Annotated in this window: 21 protein-coding genes; 10 read left to right on the forward strand and 11 right to left on the reverse strand. The window is 69.5% G+C overall.

The genetic code is table 11. The features are described 5' to 3' along the window. The first annotated feature begins 93 nt into the window (after positions 1–93). On the forward strand, positions 94–1,260 hold the full coding sequence (locus LY41_RS18200) for an SGNH/GDSL hydrolase family protein (RefSeq protein ID WP_253865250.1): 1,167 nt from the start codon (positions 94–96) through the stop codon (positions 1,258–1,260). 19 nt (positions 1,261–1,279) lie between these two features. Here LY41_RS18200 and LY41_RS18205 read toward each other — a convergent pair whose 3' ends face one another. Then, positions 1,280–1,768 (reverse strand): GNAT family N-acetyltransferase, encoded by a 489-nt coding sequence (locus LY41_RS18205; protein WP_253865251.1) that lies wholly within the window; start codon positions 1,766–1,768, stop codon positions 1,280–1,282. A 131-nt stretch (positions 1,769–1,899) separates the two neighbouring features. On the opposite strand from LY41_RS18205, the gene LY41_RS18210 reads away from it, so the two are divergent. Then, complete coding sequence (locus tag LY41_RS18210) at positions 1,900–2,100, forward strand: hypothetical protein (protein WP_253865252.1); 201 nt, start codon at positions 1,900–1,902, stop codon at positions 2,098–2,100. A 58-nt stretch (positions 2,101–2,158) separates the two neighbouring features. Then, a complete protein-coding gene (locus LY41_RS18215; protein WP_253865253.1) occupies positions 2,159–2,605 on the forward strand; it encodes an SRPBCC family protein in 447 nt (148 codons plus the stop codon). Between the two features lie 92 nt (positions 2,606–2,697). On the opposite strand, the gene LY41_RS18220 is transcribed toward LY41_RS18215, so the two are convergent. Beyond that, positions 2,698–3,123, reverse strand: a complete 426-nt coding sequence (locus LY41_RS18220) for a PPOX class F420-dependent oxidoreductase (protein ID WP_253865254.1) — start codon at positions 3,121–3,123, stop codon at positions 2,698–2,700. A 152-nt stretch (positions 3,124–3,275) separates the two neighbouring features. On the opposite strand from LY41_RS18220, the gene LY41_RS18225 reads away from it, so the two are divergent. Then, positions 3,276–4,184 carry an NAD(P)-dependent oxidoreductase gene (locus LY41_RS18225; RefSeq protein WP_253865255.1) on the forward strand — a complete coding sequence of 303 codons (909 nt, stop codon included), beginning with the start codon at positions 3,276–3,278 and terminating at the stop codon, positions 4,182–4,184. A 71-nt stretch (positions 4,185–4,255) separates the two neighbouring features. Here the strand turns inward: LY41_RS18225 and LY41_RS18230 are convergent, their stop codons facing one another. From LY41_RS18230 to LY41_RS18265, 8 genes are all read right to left on the reverse strand, one after another. Further along, a complete protein-coding gene (locus LY41_RS18230; RefSeq protein ID WP_253865256.1) occupies positions 4,256–4,819 on the reverse strand; it encodes a GrpB family protein in 564 nt (187 codons plus the stop codon). Positions 4,820–4,979: 160 nt separating this feature from the next. Next, a complete protein-coding gene (locus LY41_RS18235; RefSeq protein ID WP_253865257.1) occupies positions 4,980–5,384 on the reverse strand; it encodes a GlcG/HbpS family heme-binding protein in 405 nt (134 codons plus the stop codon). Further along, complete coding sequence (locus tag LY41_RS18240; protein WP_253865258.1) at positions 5,369–5,812, reverse strand: glycerol dehydratase reactivase beta/small subunit family protein; 444 nt, start codon at positions 5,810–5,812, stop codon at positions 5,369–5,371. The genes LY41_RS18235 and LY41_RS18240 overlap by 16 nt, the downstream gene beginning before the upstream one ends. Next, on the reverse strand, positions 5,809–7,635 hold the full coding sequence (locus tag LY41_RS18245) for a diol dehydratase reactivase subunit alpha (RefSeq protein ID WP_253865259.1): 1,827 nt from the start codon (positions 7,633–7,635) through the stop codon (positions 5,809–5,811). The genes LY41_RS18240 and LY41_RS18245 overlap by 4 nt, the downstream gene beginning before the upstream one ends. 4 nt (positions 7,636–7,639) lie before the next feature. After that, a complete protein-coding gene (locus tag LY41_RS18250; RefSeq protein WP_253865260.1) occupies positions 7,640–8,230 on the reverse strand; it encodes a propanediol/glycerol family dehydratase medium subunit in 591 nt (196 codons plus the stop codon). A 15-nt stretch (positions 8,231–8,245) separates the two neighbouring features. Continuing rightward, on the reverse strand, positions 8,246–9,952 hold the full coding sequence (locus tag LY41_RS18255; protein WP_253865261.1) for a propanediol/glycerol family dehydratase large subunit: 1,707 nt from the start codon (positions 9,950–9,952) through the stop codon (positions 8,246–8,248). Positions 9,953–10,160: 208 nt separating this feature from the next. Then, on the reverse strand, positions 10,161–10,592 hold the full coding sequence (locus LY41_RS18260; protein WP_253865262.1) for a diol dehydratase small subunit: 432 nt from the start codon (positions 10,590–10,592) through the stop codon (positions 10,161–10,163). 92 nt (positions 10,593–10,684) lie between these two features. Next, entirely contained in the window at positions 10,685–12,208 is a 1,524-nt protein-coding gene (locus tag LY41_RS18265) for a helix-turn-helix domain-containing protein (protein ID WP_253865263.1), read from the reverse strand. A 203-nt stretch (positions 12,209–12,411) separates the two neighbouring features. Here LY41_RS18265 and exaC point away from each other — a divergent pair, with 203 nt between their 5' ends. Beyond that, positions 12,412–13,935, forward strand: coding sequence for an acetaldehyde dehydrogenase ExaC (gene exaC / locus LY41_RS18270; protein WP_253865264.1), 1,524 nt, complete (start codon positions 12,412–12,414; stop codon positions 13,933–13,935). A gap of 5 nt (positions 13,936–13,940) precedes the next feature. Beyond that, the gene (locus LY41_RS18275; protein WP_253865265.1) at positions 13,941–14,309 is read left to right on the forward strand and encodes a DUF779 domain-containing protein; all 369 of its coding nucleotides are present in this window, start codon (positions 13,941–13,943) and stop codon (positions 14,307–14,309) included. A gap of 286 nt (positions 14,310–14,595) precedes the next feature. Here the strand turns inward: LY41_RS18275 and LY41_RS18280 are convergent, their stop codons facing one another. Further along, positions 14,596–16,050, reverse strand: coding sequence for an AAA-type ATPase lid domain-containing protein (locus LY41_RS18280; protein ID WP_253865266.1), 1,455 nt, complete (start codon positions 16,048–16,050; stop codon positions 14,596–14,598). Positions 16,051–16,225: 175 nt separating this feature from the next. Between LY41_RS18280 and LY41_RS18285 the strand changes: the two genes are divergently transcribed. From LY41_RS18285 to LY41_RS18300, 4 genes are all read left to right on the forward strand, one after another. After that, complete coding sequence (locus tag LY41_RS18285; RefSeq protein WP_253865267.1) at positions 16,226–17,254, forward strand: amidohydrolase family protein; 1,029 nt, start codon at positions 16,226–16,228, stop codon at positions 17,252–17,254. Next, positions 17,254–18,024, forward strand: coding sequence for an iron-sulfur cluster assembly protein (locus LY41_RS18290; protein WP_253865268.1), 771 nt, complete (start codon positions 17,254–17,256; stop codon positions 18,022–18,024). The genes LY41_RS18285 and LY41_RS18290 overlap by 1 nt, the downstream gene beginning before the upstream one ends. Next, the gene (locus tag LY41_RS18295; RefSeq protein ID WP_253865269.1) at positions 18,021–19,046 is read left to right on the forward strand and encodes an NAD(P)-dependent alcohol dehydrogenase; all 1,026 of its coding nucleotides are present in this window, start codon (positions 18,021–18,023) and stop codon (positions 19,044–19,046) included. Before LY41_RS18290 ends, LY41_RS18295 begins: the two co-directional genes overlap by 4 nt. A 162-nt stretch (positions 19,047–19,208) precedes the next feature. Beyond that, positions 19,209–19,532, forward strand: a complete 324-nt coding sequence (locus LY41_RS18300) for a putative quinol monooxygenase (RefSeq protein ID WP_253865270.1) — start codon at positions 19,209–19,211, stop codon at positions 19,530–19,532. The last annotated feature ends 51 nt before the right edge of the window (positions 19,533–19,583 follow it).

Raw genomic sequence — 19,583 nt, forward strand, 5'->3', positions numbered from 1 at the left:
GCGCGGGAGCGGAAGCCGTTCCCGGCGGATTCGTGCTGACGTGACTGCAAAACCCGCGTGCGAGGCGGGGCCGGCCCGTGACAGGCTGCGGCCATGACGTCCGCGTTGACCAGCATTCCCATCACTGGCGAACTCGTCGCCGGAGCCCTCGAACTCGAACGCACCGACCGCGGCGTGCTGGCGCATCGACTGCCCGCGTGGGCGCGTGCGCAGTGCTTCGACGGCCGGGGCGAGGGTGCCCAGCTGGCTCAGGCGGAGACGCAGCCCGCCGGGGTACGCCTCGCGCTGCGGACCTCCGCGAGTTCGATCGAGCTCGACGTCGTCCGCACGCGGAAGGTGTACCGCGGGGTGCCGCCCCGGCCCGACGGTGTCTACGACCTGCTCGTCGACGGCACGCTCGCCGCGCAGGCCACCGCGACCGGCGGCGACGTCGTTCATGTCGACATGACGACCGGCGAATCGCACGTCGAACAGGGCCCCGTCGGCACCCTCGCGTTCACCGGTCTGCCCGAGGGCGCGAAGGACGTCGAGATCTGGCTGCCCCACAACGAACGGGCCGAGCTCGCCGACCTGCGTGCCGACGCACCCGTCGAGCCGGCGCGCCGCACCGGCCGCCGCGTGTGGCTGCACCACGGCAGTTCGATCAGCCAGGGATCCAACGCCGCGAGCGGCGCCGGCACCTGGACCGCGCTCGCCGCCGCGTCCGGCGACGTCGACCTGGTCAACCTCGGCTACAGCGGCGCCATGATGCTCGACCCGTTCGTCGCCCGCACCATCCGTGACCTGCCGGCGGACGTGCTCAGCCTCGAGATCGGCATCAATCTCGTCAATGCCGACGCCATGCGCACCCGCGCGTTCACCCCGGCCGTGCACGGTTTCCTCGACACGATCCGCGACGGCCACCCCGACACCCCGCTGTTCGTGGTCTCGCCGCTGTACTGCCCGATCCACGAGGACACCCCGGGCCCGGGAACGTTCGACGTCGACGCGCTCCGCGAGGGGCGGATCCGCTTCGCCGCCACGGGAGACCCGGCCGACGCCGCGGCGGGCAAGCTGACGCTGACGGCCATCCGTGAGGCACTGCAACGGATCGTCGAGCACCGCGCCGGCACCGACCCGAATCTGTTCATTGTGGACGGTCGGGATCTGTACGGTCTCGGCGATCACGACGAACTGCCGCTTGCCGACGCGCTGCACCCCGACGGCGAGGCGCATCGCCGCATCGGGCAGCGGTTCGCGAAACGCGTCTTCACGACGTGATCCGGGCGCTGCCCGGCGCTCACAGCTCGATGTACATGATGTGCAGGCCCACGCGGCCCTGCACCGGGTGATCGAACGCGCCGGGAACCGTGCCGATGATGCGGAAACCGAGCCGTTCGTACAGCTTCACCGCCGACGTGTTCGTCTCGATGACGGCGTTGAACTGCATGCCCGCGTAACCGTCGGCGCGGGCCCGGTCCAGCGCGTAGCGCACCAGCGCCTCGCCGACGCCCTTGCCGCGCGCGGCGCTCGAGACCATGAAGCTCGCGTTCGCGACGTGGCTTCCGCGTGCGGGGCGGACCGGACTCATGTGTGCGGTACCCAGAATGCCGCCACCGCCGGTGTCGTCGACCGCCACGACGGTGTGCTGGCCCGCCACCCAGAACTCGTACGCCTGCTCGGGTGTCAGGTCCGGCTCGACGGCGTAGGTGTCCTCTGCCTTGATGACCTCCTGGACGATCGGCCACACGGCGTCCCAGTCGGCATCGGTGAATTCGCGAATCTGCACGCATCTCACGGTACCCAGGCGGTGCGGGCCCGCGCCGACGTCGCCGGTGCGGGCCCTGCCGCGGTGAGCGGGTTCACCTCACCCGGAACCCGCCGTCCCGCCGGGCCGGGTTGCCGGTGATCGGACGACGCATGTTGTTCCTGCGCCGATTCGCGCACCGCTGCGCCCGGTGGACGGCCGCCATCGTCGAGGAGTGCCATCGGCCGGCCGAGGTGCCGGGAACGGGCGTGCGGTTCGTGCCGGGGCGGTTGTTGCACTGCGCCGAACGTCCCGTGCCCGAACGTCCCGTGTCCTGGCGTTGTGCCGACGAGGTCGCCGCCCTGGCGGGGTGACCCGGGTCACGGCCGCCGGGATCTCGCCCCGCGGGCGCAGGGCGGCACAATCGTGGACATGACCACGCCGAGCCCGTACGTCGTCACCGCGCAGCGGACGGTTGCCGCTGACGCCGAGCGGATCTTCGACCTCATCGCCGACCCGTCGCTCCAGCCCCGCTGGGACGGCAACGACAACCTCGCCGAGGCGCCCGCCGGGCAGCGGGTCCGTGCGGTGGGCGAGGTGTTCGTCATGACGTTGACCAACGGTGGCATCCGCGAGAACCGGGTCGGGTTCGCGGAGGGGCGGCTGATCGAGTGGCTGCCGTCCGAACCCGGCGACGCGCCGCCCGGGCACCGGTGGCGGTGGGAACTCGAACCCGTCGACGCCACCTCCACGCTGGTCACCCACACCTACGACTGGTCGCAGCTCACCGACGAGAACCGGATCGCACTGGCGAGTGCCACGACCAGTGCCGAGCTGCAGGCCTCCGTCGACCGCCTCGCCCGGCTCGCCGAGTCCTGAACGCGGACGCGGCGGGCTTGCGCGCTGCTCGGACGACGGGTGCCGCAGCCGGATGCGGCAGTGGTGCGCGGGACCGTGCCGGGCCACCGGGCTCAGGCCACGGATTCGTCGGTGGTCCTGCGGACGTGGATGCCGGGGTTCGCCTCGTCCAGTCCCCAGCTGCCGATCCACAGTGGAATGATGCGGATGACCTCGGGGCTCATCACGCCCGCCGCGGGCGGTTCGGTGTTCCCGATGGCTTCGGCCGTGCCGCGGATCTCCACGCCTCGCACCCGCCATGGATCCACCGACGGGAGGTCGTCCACCACCAGGCAGACGTACGGATTGCCGCGGACGTTCCGGAATTTGCGGGTCTTGCCCAGGTTGTAGCCGCCGATGTCGACCGTGCTCGCGCTCCGGTCGATCCGGTATCCCACCGGGCTGTTCTGCGGCGCGCCACGGGAGTCGACGGTCGCAAGCCTCCCGATGCGCTGCGAGCGGAGGTAGTCCACTTCGGCCGTGGTCAAGGTCAGTGTCATGAACCGAACGTAGAATCTCTACCAAGGTAGAGGTCAACGGACGGGTCGTCTCGACAGGCGCGCGTGCCGCAGATGGCCGACCATAGGGGGAGCAGTACGACACGTGGCGGTGCCCGAGTTCGCGGTACCGTCGCAGGTGGAGGGACGAGCTCGTGGCCGACACGAAGAAGACCGCCGCTACGGATGCCGAGGCCGGCGCTGCGACCGTGGCCTTCCTCGGCGCAGGCGGACTGATGGGCCTGCCGATGGCGCGCAACCTCGCGCAGGCCGGTTTCCCGGTGCGCGCGTGGAACCGTTCGCGCGAGAAGGCCGAGCCGTTGGCGGATGACGGTGCGGTCGTCGTCGGCGACGTGGCCACCGCCGTGGCCGGTGCCGACGTCGTCGTCACGATGCTCGCCGACACGGGCGCGATCATCGAGTCGCTGGGCGACGAGCTGGACTCCCTGGCCGCCGATGCCGTGTGGCTGCAGACCAGCACGGTCGGTGTCGACGGCACCCAGCGGCTCGCCGAGCTGGCCGCGGCGCACGACGTGACGTTCGTCGACGCACCCGTGCTGGGGACCCAGGCACCCGCGGAAAGCGGCGACCTCGTCGTGCTCGCCTCCGGTCCCGAGGACGTCCGCAGGCGGGCCGGTGCCGTGTTCGACGCGGTCGGGAAGAAGACGATCTGGGTCGGCGAGGTGGGCGCGGGCAGCAGGCTCAAGCTCGTCGCCAACGCGTGGGTGATGTCGCTCGTCGAAGCGACCGCCGAGACGGTGGCGCTCGCCGAAGGCCTCGACGTCGACCCGCAGCAGTTTCTCGACGCCGTCGCCGGCGGCCCGCTCGACCTGCCGTATCTGCAGGCCAAGGGTGCGATGATGATCGCCCGCGACTTCGACCCGTCGATGAAGCTCGCCCTGGCAGCCAAGGACGCCCGCCTCATCGACGACGCCGCCGACGAGGCCGGACTCGACCTGCCGATGCTGCGCACCATCCGGCACCGCCTCGGCGAGGGCGTCGCCGACCACGGCGACGAGGACATGGCCGCCACCTATCTCACCAGTAGCCCGGCGGGCGACTGAGCCGACGGCCCAGCCGACGGCCGGGGTCACGGCTCGTCGGTCAGGGGTCGGCCCGGTCGGCGCGGCCGAGGTTACGGCTCGACCCAGCCCGCCCGGTCGAGGATGTCCCGGATGACCGGGCCTTTCGCCTCGGCGTAGTAGTTCATGTCGTCCCACTCGTGCCGCGCGAGCTCGCGCTTGGTGGCGGCGTAGCGGTCACGGTCGTCCGGGTGGCTGCGCAGGTGATCGCGCAGCACCAGGTAACGGCGGGTCTCGACATCGTCGGGTGCGTAGCAGTGCAGGTTCACCGGTTCGCCCGGCTCGCCGGCCCGTAGCGCGCGGTGACGCGGCTCGGTGACGCGCAGCTCGTATCCCGCGGCCTCCAGGTCGGGCAGGTAGGCGGGTTCGTCGTCCGGGTCGTCGATGCCGACCACGATGTCCACCACCGGCTTGGCTGCGAGCCCGGGCACGGACGTCGACCCGATGTGTTCGACGAGCCGTGCCCGCTCGCCCAGAATCTCGCGCAGCTCGACGGCCCTGCGAGCGAACCGCCGTGGCCATTCCGGGTCGTAGTCGACGATCTCGACTCGGGTCGGTGTCGGCCCGTGGACGAGCATCGCGGTCAGCCTCTCCTCGTCGAGTGGTTCGCGCGCCATGCGATGTCACGGTAGTTGGATTCAGCTCGCGAACCCAGGTCACCTTCGGCGCCTCTGCCGGGCGCCGTGGTTGCCGTCCTCGAACACGGCCGTGCGGAGCGGGCCCGCCGAGTGTCGTGGGTGCACCCACCGTATCCCCGGTGGCACCGCTTCCGCTCGGTCACGGCAGGGCTGCGACCCCGGCTTCGGCGACCTCTGTGTCCTGTTCGACGCTGCCCGCGCTCACGCCGATCGCGCCGATGACCTCGCCGTCGCGCTCCAACGGGATGCCACCGCCGAAGATCACCAGGCCGCCGTTGGTTACCTCGACGCCGTACAGCGGCGCGCCGGGCTTGGCCGCCTCGCCGAGCTGCGCGGTCGTCATCTTCAGCAATGCCGACGTGCGGGCCTTGCGGGTCGCGATGTCGATGCTCGCCAGGATCGCGCCGTCCTGCCTGGCGAACGTCACGAGGTGTGCCCCGGCGTCGACGACGGCGACGTTCATCGGCTGGCCGATCTCTTCGGCCTTGGCCAAAGCGGCCTCGAGCACGGGCTTGGCATCCGCGAGTGTCAGTGGTGCGACCACGTTTCCTCCATTTCGTCGGGCGGTTCCTTCAACGGCAGCCCGACGACGAGGCGGGCCGCGTTGTGCCCGCACCATCGGGCGCGGGTGGAATCAGCAGTGACGACGGGCCGGTCGGCGGGGCGTTTCGCGTGATGCACGCATACCCGTCCCTCGGCATCGACGCCGACACCCACGTCCAGCGGGGACGCGCGGGCCGCGGCGTGCGCCAGCTCGACGGCCGTGGTGTTCACCCCGGCAGCCGTACCCGACTCGCCGTCGCCACGTGCTTCGAGGTCCCGGCCGTCCGCGCCGGCGAGCCGCACGGGCACGCCCTCCTCCTCGATCCCGGCCAGCAGCTCACGCACGCCGCGCTCACCGGCACACCGGACGACGACGGTCGGCGGTGACCGGCGGTCGAGCTCGACGCGGCGGTCGACGATGCCGCTCATCGGGCGCGTCCCGTGTGATCGTCGACCAGGCCGGTCGCGACAGCGTTGCGCGGGCCCTCACACCCCCGCACGTTGCCCGTGCCGCACACGATTCCCGCGCCCGCCACGGCCTCGGCGATCATGTCGGGGATCTCGAAGTCCAGGGCCGAACCGCCGAGCACCACCACGAACCCGATCTCCCGCAGGTTCCCGCCGGGTGCCACCCGCTCCAGCGCACGAAGGGCGTTGACGACGAACACCTTGTGCTTGGCCGACCTGCGCACCTGGCGGACCTGCTCCAGCGAGTACCGCGTCGGCACAGGCCGCATGCCCTCCTCACCGAGCACGACCACGCGGGCGAACGCCTCCGCGGGCAGCGGCTCGTCGAAGAACCGCGCCGTCCCGTCCTCCATGCGCACGTGGAAGAAGCTCTCGGCTTTCGCGAGGGGGCTCTTCTTGATGTCCTCGGCGACCTCTCGGTTGTCGAGGCCGAGTTCGGAGTCGATCAGCTTCGTCACCAGATCGCCCGCGCCCGCCAGGTGGACCGAACGCACCTCGCCGTGGCCCGTGGCCAGGGCGGCGTCGGTGGAGCCACCACCGAGGTCGAGCACCGCCAGCGGCCGCTCGGTGCCCGGTGTGGTCAGCGCACCCAGCACGGCCATGTCCGCCTCGACGCCGCCGACGTGGACATCCACGTCGAGAGCCGACCGCAGCTGGTCGGCGAGCGCCTCCATCGGGGCCCGGCTCGTGCGCACCATCGCCGCCAGCGCCACCGCGTTCTCCAGCGCGAACTCGCCCGCGAGTGCGCCGGTGACGAGCTGCGGGACGAAGGTGTCGACCGCGAGCACGTCCTGGATGTGCACGTCCTGTTCCTCGGCCGTGTCCGACAGCGTGTCGGCCATGGCGTCGCGCACCGTCGCCAGCATCCCGCCCACGTGGGTGCCTGCCTCGCCGGTCGCGTCGGCCAGCGGGGCCACCCGGCGCAGCGTCGCCATGATCTCGTCGGCGCCCGCGTCGACACCCACCGACAGGCGTGCGTGCTCGCCGATGAGCGTCAGCGTGCCCGCCGGAATGCGGCGGTCCGCGATGTCGCCTGACGGTGTGCGCACCACGACGGCCGACCGGTTGCCCACCAGCGCCCTGGCCACGGGCGCGACGAGGCGGGTCTGGTCGGGGTCGAGGTCGAACAGCGTTGCGAGGCCGTACGAGTTGGACAGCGTGCGCACCGTCCTGCCCGGTTCGGCCACCTCCACCGCTGCGGGCATGCCCAACGGCACCTTCCCGATCAGCGTGACCTCGTCGACCACGGGGATCGGCGCGGGCAGCCGGTTGACGATCAGATTCGCGTCGTCGGCCTGCACCACCGCGCCGGTGACCTCGACACCGCGATCGCGGGCCGCCGCGATCCCCACCGCGGCGTCCTCGAAGTCCACACCCGCACCCACCACGCAGATCACGTGTTCCCCGGGCCCGCACGAGCCGAGCTCGGTGAACGCAACGGTCGTGCCCGTGCCGAGACCTGCCCCGGCCGGCGTGTCCGGGTTGTGCCCGATCATCGTCGACTCGGTGATGACGGTTTCGGTGATCGTTTCCATCGCCAGTCCGCTGATCACCGGCGTCGCCTCGTTGACCAGCACCGCCGCCACTTCGTGCTGGGCACTCCCGGTTGCCGACAGCGCCTCCTGCACCACCTTGACGACACCCGGCACGTTCTCCGCCGTGCCCTTCACACCGGACGTCGGCGCGAGCGCCCCGCCCAGGTAACGCGGACCGTCCGGGCCGAGCTCGGCCAGACACGCCTCAGTGGTCGAGTTTCCGATGTCGACGCCGACGAGCAGAGTCACGGCGTCAACCGGCGTCGGCCAGCCGGATCCGGACGTCGAGCTCGACCGGCGGGGCATCGGGTGTCACGAACTCGGTTTCCTTGATGTGCAGCAGCGCCGCCTTGGCTTGCCAGCGCGGCCGGGCCATGTAGTCGTTGCGCGCGGGGACCGGTTCGGGCGACTCGGCCTTGGCGTAGCGCGCCGCGTTGCGGCCGACCTTACGGAACGTCTCCGGATCGAGCAGTGGTGCCTGTGGGAAAAGCTCCAGATTGGACAGGCGGACGAGGTCCTTCTGATGGATCATCGTCGTGCCGCGGGACAACACGCCGACGCCGATACCCGAGCCCGACAGCCGCGCCGCCGAGTGGGCGATCACGGCGAGGTCCGACCCGCTGCGATACCGGATCACCCGGGCCTGCACGCCCTGCTCTTCGACCCCGGCGAGGAGTTCGCGCAGCACCTCGGAGTGCGGGATCCCGACGATCGTCTTGGTGAAGAAGTCTCCGAACGCGGGCGAAATGCCGATGACCACCTCGTCCGGACGGGATCCCACCGTGGCTTCGCCCCTCTCGACCGCGTCGAGCACCCGCTCGGGCCGCGCTTCCATGCTCGTCATGGCAGGACCGTCCTTTCAGCCGTTTTCCTCTTCGGGATTGCTGGCGCTGACGACATGGCGAAGGCGTTTCATCTCGCGCCAGCGTTCGCCTGCAGGGCGGTACCCGCTGCCGGGGCCCGCGTAGTCGTTGGCGTCGTTGACCGCGGACAGGGTCTCCAGTTCGGAGGTGAGAATCGCCGAGGTGTGCAGCAGGTCGCCGGACACCCGGTGCCGCAGTACCGACAGCAGTGTGTGCGCCATGTCGCTGTACCCGGACGCCTCAAGTGCCTTGATCACGTCGAGTCCGGTGATCCCGCGGTCCATCACCGACTGTGCGGCTTTGAGGTCCTCGAGCACGTCCCGCATCGGCAGATCCTGGCTGCCGTGCGCGTAGGTGGCCGCCTCGACCTCCTTGTCGGAGATGGTCGGTAGTCCGAGCTGGGCGAACACCGCCTGCAGTGCGCGCGCCGCCTTGCTGCGTGCGGCCAGCAGTTCCTCCTCCGGAACGTGCCGCAGTGCGCCGTCGACCTGCAGGTCGCGCTGGATGGTGTTCCAGTCGTCGTAGTCCGTGGAGTCCAGATTGGAGCCGGCGAACATGTTGTCGTAGTTGGGCACGGACGAGTATCCGGAGCACACAAAGTCCGTGCCCGACAGCAGCTGCGGCAGCAGGCGCGCGGTGCGGCGCATGTCCGAGTGCGAGAACGACTGGTCGTTGCCGGAAGCGCATTCGAGGTCGGCCGTGCTGGCGAGCAGGTTCTCGGCGAGTACCGCGCGGATACCCGCGGGCACGGCGCCCGGCACGCCGATGCAACTGATCGACCCGTTCTGCAGCCCTTGCACGCCCGCGCCCTTCGCGACGAGGATGCAGCGGATTTCCAGGTACAGCATCGAGCGGCCCTCGGCGTTGCCCATCTGCACCTCGGAACCGGTGCCGGAGGTGAATCGCATCTTGATGCCGCGCGAGGCGTAGGCCGAGGCCAGGAACGCCTTCGACCACGGTGTGTCGTCGCCGTCGCAGAACACCGGCTCGGTGCCGTAGACGGAGATCGTTTCCGCGTAGGCGGTGATGCCGCGCATGCCGAGTTCCAGCTCGGTGGCCTCTTCGAGAGCGCACTGGGTGAGTGCGCCCGGGGTGCCGGCCAGTGCACCGACCTGCAGTGCAATCGCCACGAGCGGCGCGTACCGCACCACACCCAGGGTCGTTTCCAGCTCCCGGAACCCGCGCAGCGACGCCTCGGCCGCCTCGGCCGCGACCTGCACCGGATTGTCGCGCGCGCTGGTGGAATGTGCCTGGTTGGCCGGCGTGCGCCGGGCGCGCATCTTCTGCAGCGCCTGCATCATCTCGACGACGTTCATCGTCTTGACGACCTCGAGCAGTGCGGCGGGGGTCAGACCGCCCGCGACCTCGACGACCTCCGATCGTGTCACCGTCGGGTCGACGAGCATGCGTGCCACCTCGACCGGTTCGAGTGACATGGCGCGTTCGGTCACCGACACGTCGATCGCGTGGTCGGAGATGAACTGGTCGAGGAAGTCGAATTCGGCACGCGGCTTGCCGTCCATCTCCACGATGACGCCGTCGGCCACCCGCACGCTCGGTGCAGGGTCGTAGGGGCTGTCCATCGCCACCATGCCGACCTCGGGCCATTCCTCGACGAACCCGTCGAGGTTGACCGGCCGCTCTTCGAGCGCCTCGGTGCGGCTGGATTTCGGCGTCGATACCGGAAGCGGTTCCGCGGTCATCTTTCGGATCTCCCTGTGTCGTGGGCACAGGCTGGGCTGTGCGGCGGTGAAGGCTGTGTCGCGGGTGGATGCCGGGCATGGGCGACAGCCGGGTGGTGCCGGTAGGTGTCGTGCCGGAAAATCCGGCCTCGGCTGCAGGAGGCGGGTCGCTGGCACGGCGGTGGCGTCGCCCTCGCGGGCTCGCCGCGGGAGGTGGTGGGCGGTGGTGTCAGGCGAGGATGTCGCGGCGCTCGTAGACGTCGGCCGCTTCGCGCACCAGCTCGGCGCACAGGGTCGCGGTGTACTCGTTCTCGAGCTGGTCGGCAATGTCCGTGAGCTGCTGTTTCGTCGAGGCATTCGGCCGTAGCGAGTTGTAGATCGACAGCACGAGATCGTCCGGGAGCGCGGTCAACTCGGCGGCACGGCGGAAGTTGCGGGCCAACTGGGTGCGGCCCACCCGTTCGGCGACCTGTGCCTGCAATCGCAGCGTGTCGGGCGAGATGCGCAGGTCCTCGGGGGCGATGTCGCCGGAGAGGACGGCCTGCATCGTCAGTTCGTCGATCGGTTTGCCCGTCGGAGTGCGGAGCAGCTCCGGACGGTGCGACGCGAGCGGATAGTCGCGTCCCGGGTCGAGTTCCGCCTGCTGGTCGGGAAGTGTCACCGCCATCACCTGCCTTCTTCGTTGAAGCCGGTACCGGATGTCGAACCTAGGAGTGGGGGCGTTGCACCGACGTTGCAGGCGACGCCCGTCTGTCAGTCGTCGTCGTTGTCGAGCAGCCAAGCGAGTCGGGCATCCGCGACCGGGCGACGCGGATCGCCGGCGGGCAGGACCCGCGTGAGGTGTTCGAACACCTCGACGTCGTCGTGGCCCGGTTCGCCCTCGGACAACGCCCACAGCGCCTCGGGGTCGCCGCTGTCGAGGACGGCCGTGCGCAGCGCCACGGTCCGCTGGTCGCGCTCCGCCCGGATCGTCGGCGATTCGGACCGGGCCAGCAGTGGTGCGGTCGCGATGGTGGCGGCCCTCCCGACATCGCCGGTCGCGAGGGCGTCGCGCACGCGCAGGAAGTCGGCGTCGGCCTCGGCGGCGAGCCGGTACGGTTTGGCGAGCAGAGCTTCGCCGAGTTCGCTGCGCAGGCGGTGCACTTCTGCTCGCACCGTCGTGGGGTTTCCTGCGTCACCGTAGAGGTGCAGTGCGAGTTGGTCCGCGGTCAATCCCTCGGGATGCAGTGCCAGGAGGGCGAGGATCTCCGCCCTGCGCAACGTCAACGGCACGCTGCGCCCGTCCAACTGAGCCTCCGGGGTCGTGCCGAGGAACGACAGTCGTAGCGTCGGCGCCGCCGGGCGCACGGGGATCGTCGTCCCACCTTCCCTCGGCAGCCGCAGCAGGTACCCGCCGGAGAGCGGTTCGAGCAGCGCCTCACGGCCTTCGACGTCGATCCGGTCGGTGCCGTCCTCGACCGAGACCCGGTGGGGGAATGTGCCGAGCGGGTTCGCGGCGATCACCCGCCCCGACGTCGTGAGCAGCGCGCCGGGTTCGCCGCCGAGCCGTTCGAGATGGGACAGGTTCCGCCTGCGCAGACGTTCGTCGGAGTGCTCCATGCGCTGCCTCAGGTGGTTCTCGGCGACCTGCGCGGTGGCGTTGACCAGCGAGACCATCGCCGGATGCAGCGTGTCGAGCCTGCCGCTGATGTCGATGGCGCCCAGCACCCGGCCGGTGTCGGGATCATGGATCGGCGCCGCCGCGCAGGTCCACGAGTGGTAGGTGCGTACGAGGTGCTCGGCCGAGTAGATCTGCACCGGTGCGTCCGTGGCGAGTGCGGTGCCCATGGCGTTGGTCCCGATCGCCGTCTCGGCCCACTGCATGCCTTCATGCAGGCCGACCGGGTCGGCCAGCCGGCACAGCTCCGACGGGCCTTCCCGCCACAGGATCGTGCCGTCCGCGTCGGTGACGATCGTGATGTGCTGTGCCTCGTCGGCGATGCTCACCAGCAGTTCCCGCAACGGCGGTAGCACGGCGTGCAGCTGATGCGAGGTGCGCACCTCGTCGAGCTGGTCGTCGTCGTACACGACCGGCGGCAGGTAGCCGTCCGGATCGACGCCGGTGGCCAGCGACCGGCGCCAGGACTCGGAGATGAGCGTGCGCGGTGCCGCTCGACCGTCCGCGCCGCCTGCCTCCTCGTCACTGAGCGCGGCATCGCGGATCCGCTGGAGCACACGCTGCTGAGCCAGCGGGTCCGACACGCTGTGCAGGGCGTTCGGGGCGGGTTGGGATCTCATGGACACTCCGCGGCGATGACGGTGACGGGCGGTGCTGTCGCTTGAGCATGCCCCGCTCACGTTGCCGAGGGCAAGCAACTGGCACGAGGGGGCCCTTCGTGCCACCGGCCGCCTGGTAGGGCGGCTCTGCAACGCGTCTGCAACGTCGCACTCCCTACGTTCGCCGCCGAGGCAGTGAAATCGAGCAGAGAGGCTCACTTCGGATGACCACTTACGCCGCACCGGGGCAGCCAGGCAGCGTCGTCGCGTTCGAATCGCGGTACGACCACTTCATCGGCGGGGAGTACGTGCCGCCCGCCAAGGGCCAGTACTTCGAGAACCCGACGCCGGTCACCGGCAAGGTGTTCACCGAGATCGCGCGCGGCACCTCCGAGGACATCGACCGCGCCGTGACCGCGGCGACAAGGGCCGCCGACGCGTGGGGCCGCAGTGCCCCCGCCGAGCGCGCCGCACTGCTCAACAAGATCGCCGACCGGATGGAGGCCAATCTCGAGGCCATCGCCGTGGCCGAGAGCTGGGAGAACGGCAAGCCCGTCCGCGAGACGCTGGCCGCCGACATCCCACTGGCCATCGATCATTTCCGGTACTTCGCCGGTGCGATCCGCGCACAGGAGGGTTCGCTCTCGCAGATCGACGCCGACACCGTGGCGTACCATTTCCACGAGCCGCTCGGCGTGGTCGGCCAGATCATCCCGTGGAACTTCCCGATCCTCATGGCGACGTGGAAGCTCGCACCTGCGCTGGCCGCGGGCAACTGCGTGGTGCTCAAGCCGGCCGAGCAGACTCCGGCTTCGATCCACGTGCTGCTCTCGCTGATCGCCGACCTGCTGCCCGCGGGCGTGTTGAACATCGTCAACGGCTTCGGCGTCGAAGCGGGCAAACCGCTCGCCCAGCATTCGGGCATCCGCAAGGTCGCTTTCACGGGTGAGACCACCACCGGCAGGCTGATCATGCAGTATGCCAGCGAGAACATCATCCCGGTGACGCTCGAGCTCGGCGGGAAGAGCCCGAACATCTTCTTCGACGACGTCGCCGCGGCCGACGACGCCTTCTACAACAAGGCGCAGGAGGGCTTCGCGATGTTCGCCCTGAACCAGGGCGAGGTGTGCACGTGTCCGTCGCGGGCGCTGGTGCAGTCTTCGATGTACGACCGGTTCGTCACCGACGGCGTCGCCCGAGTCGAGAAGATCACGCAGGGCAACCCGCTCGACACCGACACGATGGTCGGTGCGCAGGCCTCCAACGACCAGTTCGAGAAGATCCTGTCCTACATCGACATCGGTAAACAGGAGGGCGCGAAGGTCCTCACCGGTGGCGAGAAGACGGACCTGGGCGGTGAGCTGTCCGGCGGGTACTACATCCAGCCGACGGTGTTCGCGGGCGACAACAAGATGCGTGTGTTCCAGGAGGAGATCTTCGGCCCGGTCGTATCGGTGGCGAAGTTCGACGACTACGACGACGCCATGAAGGTCGCCAACGACACGCTGTACGGCCTCGGTGCGGGCGTGTGGTCGCGGGACGGCAACACGGCGTTCCGCGCGGGTCGTGACATCCAGGCCGGCCGCGTGTGGACGAACTGCTACCACGCTTACCCCGCGCACGCGGCGTTCGGCGGCTACAAGCAGTCGGGTATCGGCCGCGAGAACCACCGGATGATGCTCGACCACTACCAGCAGACGAAGAACCTGCTCGTGTCGTACTCGCCCGATGCGCAGGGCCTGTTCTGAAGCCGATGAGCCGAGTGGATCTCACCGACGCTGCGGCTGACCTGCTGCGACGGCTGTCCGGAGAACACGGGCCTCTGATGTTCCATCAGTCCGGCGGTTGTTGCGACGGCAGCGCCCCCATGTGCTACCCGGCCGGTGAGTTCCGCACCGGCGCAGCGGACGTGCACCTCGGTGACCTCGACGTCGCCGGCGTGCACGATCCCGTTCCGGTGTGGATGTCGCGGGCGCAGTTCGAGTACTGGCAGCACACGCACCTGACCATCGATGTGGTCCAGGGGCGGGGCAGCGGATTCTCGCTCGAGGCCCCGGAGGGAGTGCGGTTCCTGATCCGTTCTCGGCTGCTCACCGACGAGGAACTCACCGGGCTCGGCTGATCCCGAGCTCGTCCGTTGCCGGCCACCGCTGGTCCACCCCGAACTGCGAGGCCCGTCCGCCGAAGAGTCCATTGTGGACATTCCGGCGGGCGGGCCTCGTGCCACGTTCACCACGCGATGCGGCGTCGGCGTTCGAACGAGAGGGCGTTCCGGCGCGCTGAATGCAACCAAGGTGCCCCTGGTGCGTCCGGGGTGCGAGCGTGCACGTCCGGGTGAGGCGGGATCTGTCGCACCCGACGCAACCAGGGTTCCCTTGGGGCGTCCGGGTGCCGATGTCGGGCGGGTTTCACGGTGTGCGGTCGGGGACCGTGATGCGGTACTGCCGGAGCTTGCGATAGATCGTCGCCCTGCCGAGCCCCAACTGCTCGGCCGCCTCGCTGACGGTGGTGCCCGGTTCGGTCAGGCAGCGGACGATCTCGTCCCGTTCCACCGACTGCAACCTGGTCAGCGGATGGCCCGGGCCGGTGAACACCTCGGGTGCGAGGTGGTGGAGGTCGATCCGGTCGGTCCTGGCGGCCGCCTCGCGGACGACCCGGCGGAGGCTGCGGACGTTGCCCGGCCAGTCGAACGTCGTCAGCGTACGCGCGGCCGCCGGGGTGAAGTCGATCTCGCGACCCCGGGCCTGGTGGGCGAAATGCCTGGCCAGCGGCATGATGTCGTCCGGCCGGAACCGTAGGGCCGGCACTTCGACGATGACGTCGATCAGCTCGCGAAGCTCCGCCGGCAGCGTGTCGGCCGACGCGGCCGTGACCACGTAGGGCTGCATGTCGTCGGTGGCTCTCACCCGGGCGAAAAGGTGCGCGAGTTCCGTCGTCGCCCACGCGGGCATGCTGTCCACCCCGGAGACGATCACGCAGGTGCTGTCCTTGCCGAGTTCGGGAACCCACAGCTCGAACCACGACTGGACGTCCTCGGGGGCGGGCGGCCGCGCGCTGAGCACACGCTCCCGGCGCAGCTCGCGGCGGGCCAGCGAAGACAGGGCGGTCTTGCCCGTGCCCAGCTCGCCGACCACGGCGACGGCCAGTCCGCGCCGGAAGGCCGTGCGTGCCTCGGCGAACGCGCCGCGCCACCCGGTGGTCGGCAGCCCCTCTTCGGGTGCACGGGAGCGGTCGGCGTACACGCGGAACACCTCGCCGTGAGAAGTGGGCGGAGCGGCCTTCCCGGCACCTCTGGCCAGCATCAACGCCGATGTGTTGGCTGCCGCCGACTGGGCCAGCGCCATCAGCAGTTCCGAGGCCGAATCGGACCAGGTCGTGAGGTTGACGCTGCCGGCGATGTCACCCGACGGATCGACGACGGGTGCGGCCGCGCACGTGTAGCCGCGCAGGCCGCTGCAGTAGTGCTCGTCGGCACGCACCAGCGACGGTGCGCGGTCGGCCAGCGCGAGGCCGAGGCCGTTCGTGCCGGCGTTGCGTTCGGCGAAGTAGAACCCCGGGGCAAGGTGCACGCGGTCCAGGGAGCGGTTGATCGTGGCGTCCTCCGACAGTCTGCTCAGCACGAGCCCGTCCGGGTCGGTGATCATGATGCTGACCGGTTCGTTCGCCAGCGCCTTCTGCAGGCCGCGCAGTACCTCGCGACCGCATTCGTACAGCAGCGATTCGGTGTCGACCGAGCCCGTGAACACGGGCCGGATCTCGTCGGCGGCAAGGCCGTAACGCTCGCTGCGGCGCCAGGATGCGCGGAGTCGTGGTGCGCCGCCCTGCATCGGGTCCGTGGGGAGTGCGAAGTCGTCGCGGTGCATGTCGGCCTCCCGAGCGCGTCGTTGCGCCTTCCTGGGTCAGACAACCACATCGTGCCTCGAACCTCAGCGGTCCAGGTGTCTCAAAGTGAGACACGCATGGGGTCCCCGGGGACTCCGGGCGCTCGTAGCGTTCCCGCACCACGGGCCACCGGCGGCCACGTACGGGAGGAGACCCATGTACACGAAGGACGACGAGAAGTACTTCATTCTCGATGCGCACGTTGCACTTTGGGACGCCCGTCCCGAGAATCAGCGCAACATCCACGGAAAACAGTTCATCGACTGCTTCTACGACTACCACCGCAACCTCAGCCCGGAATCCGAGGTCTGGCCGTACGAGGAGTACCTGTACCAGGGCGGCGAGCGGTTGATGCGTGACCTGTTCACCCACGGCTACGTGGATCACGCGATCTTCCAGCCCGCGCTGCTGAGTGCCTTCTACAACAACGGGTTCGGCCAGACGGAGGAAGCGTTCGCGCTCGCGCAGCGGCACCCCGACAAGCTGACCTACAACCACTGCTGGGACCCGCGGTTCGAGCAGGCGGGACTCGACCAGCTCAAGCGTGACGCGGAGCGGTTCGGGCTGAAAGGCGTCAAGCTCTACACCGCCGAGTGGCAGGGCGATTCGCGCGGTTACAAGCTCGACGATCCGTGGTCCTACCGGTACCTGGAGACCTGCCAGGAGCTGGGCATCCGCAACATCCACATCCACAAGGGCCCGACGATCCGCCCGCTCGACCGGGATGCCTTCGACGTGGCCGACATCGACAAGGTCGCCACGGACTTCACCGACCTGAACATCATCGTCGAGCACTGCGGGTTGCCACGGCTCGAGGACTTCTGCTGGATCGCCACACAGGAGCCGAACGTGCACGCGGGCCTCGCCGTGGCGATGCCGTTCATCCACTCGCGGCCGCGCTACTTCGCCCAGATCATCGGCGAGCTGCTGTACTGGCTGGACGAAGACCGGATCCAGTTCTCCAGCGACTACGCGATCTGGACGCCGAAGTGGCTTGTCGAGCATTTCGTCGACTTCCGGATCCCGGAGGACATGACCGAGTACGCGCCGCTGACCACGGCGCAGAAGAAGAAGATCCTCGGGCTCAACGCGGCGAAGATGTACGACATCGACGTACCGGCCGAATGCCGGCTGCCCGGCGAGGACTCGGCCGGCAGCCGGACCGAAGCCATGGCGGTGGCCTGATGCGTGCCGCGGTGAACGAGCAGGTCGCCGCGGTCTTCGCGGACAGTGCTCCGGACACGGACGTCCTGGAGCGGGCCCGCGAGGCGCTCGGCACCGTCGTCGACCCCGAACTCGACGAGTCGATCACCGACCTCGGATTCGTCCGGTCGATGGACGTCGCCGACGGGGAGCTCGTGGTGCACTTGCGGCTCCCGACGTCGTTCTGCGCGCCCAACTTCGCGTACCTCATGGCGTCGGACGCGAAGGACGCGCTGCTGGCTCTCGGCATGCCCGTCACGGTGCGGCTCGACGACCACCACGATTCGGAGATCATCAACCGTGGGCTGGCCGCCGACGCCGGCTATCGCGGCACGTTCGGCGACGAGGCCGACGAGGACCTCGACGAGCTGCGGCTGACGTTCCGGCGCAAGGCGCACACGGCGGCGATGGAACGGGCGCTCACGCGGTATCTGCGTGCGCATCCCGATCTGCCGGAGGAGGGTCTGTACGACGTCACGCTGGGTGACCTTCCCGACGACGACGCCACCCGCGCGCTGCTGCGGCACCGCTGCACGCTCGGGCTCCCGACCGGCGATGATCGGCCCGCGCTGGTCGGCCGGAACGGTGAGCCCTGCGCGCAGGAGGACGTGCCGTGGCGGCTGCGGGTCGCGCGCTCGCTGCGCGTGTCGATGGACGGCAACGCGCACTTCTGCCGTGGCCTGCTGCGTACCCGTTACCCCGATTCGGCGGCCGACCAGTTGCCCCGAGCATTCCAGGAGAAGGTGTCATGAAAGCGATTCAGGTAGTCGGCTATCACGAGAAGCTGCAGCCGGCCGAGGTGCCGATGCCGGAGCCGACCGGGCCCTACGACGTCGTCGTGAAGATCGGCGGCGCGGGCGTGTGCCGCACGGACGTCCACATCCTCGAAGGTCAGTGGGCGGAGAAGTCCGGCGTGACACTGCCTTACACGATCGGGCACGAGAACGCGGGCTGGGTGCACGCCGTGGGCAGCGCGGTCACCAACGTGGTCGAGGGTGACAAGGTGATCGTGCACCCGCTGGTGACGTGCGGTCTGTGCCGGGCCTGCCGGTCGGGTGACGACGTGCACTGTGAGCAGAGCCTGTTCCCGGGAATCGACACCCACGGTGGTTACGCCGAGTACCTCAAGACGTCGGCGCGCAGCGTCGTGAGGATCGACGACTCGCTGGAACCCGCCGATGTGGCGGCGCTCGCCGATGCGGGGCTGACCGCCTATCACGCGGTGGCCAAGGCGGCCCGGACGTTGCGGCCCGGTGACCGGTGCGTCGTCATCGGCGCCGGCGGGCTGGGCCATATCGGCATCCAGGTGCTCAAGGCGCTCACCGCGGCGGAACTGATCGTCGTCGACCGCAACGCCGATGCCGTGAAGCTCGCGGTGTCCATCGGCGCCGACCGCGGCGTCGTGGCCGATGGTAATCACGTCACGCAGGTGCTGGAGCTGACCGGCGGCAACGGTGCTGAGGTCGTGGTCGACTTCGTCGGCGAGGGCGGCGCGACCGCCGAGGGCGTGCGCATGCTGCGTCGCGCCGGTGACTATCACGTGGTGGGATATGGCGAGAACATCGACATCCCGACGATCGACATCATCTCGACCGAGATCAACTTCATCGGCAACCTGGTGGGTTCGTACAATGATCTGTGCGATTTGATGGTGTTGGCTGCACAGGGCAAGGTGCGGCTGCACACCAGTAAGTACCCGTTGGAACGCTTCCAGGACGCCATCGACGACCTGGAAGCGGGCCGCGTACGCGGTCGCGCCATCCTGACGCCCTGACACCGAGTTCCTGGGACACCGGAGTTCCTGGGACACCGAGTTCCGAGAGTGCTCTGTTCCAGGAGTGTTCCGTTCCCGGGGTGTTCCGTTCTCGGGGCGCCGATTTCCGGGAGCGCTCAGACCCTGAGGTCCCGCACGACAACGAGGAGACGAGACGAGACGATGATCTTCATTACCGCGAAGTTCCGCGTCAAGCCCGAGCACGCCGACCGCTGGCCGGAGATCGCGAAAGCCTTCACTCACGCGACGCGCAGCGAGTCCGGCTGCTTGTGGTTCGAGTGGTCGCGCAGCCTCGAGGACTCGAACGAGTACGTGCTCGTGGAGGCGTTCCGCGACGGCGACGCCGCTGCGGCACACGTCAGCTCCGAGCACTTCAAGGCCGCGCAGCAGACACTGCCGCCGTACCTTGCCGAGACCCCGCGGGTGATCAACACGACGCTCGACCAGGACGACTGGTCGGAGCTGGGCGAGATGGCGGTCCAGTAGCCGCCGGCGCCGACCCCGGCCGGGTCGTCCGGCTGCTCACCCGTGGTGCGC

This window comes from Prauserella halophila, assembly GCF_024171895.1.
Lineage (GTDB): Bacteria > Actinomycetota > Actinomycetes > Mycobacteriales > Pseudonocardiaceae > Prauserella > Prauserella halophila.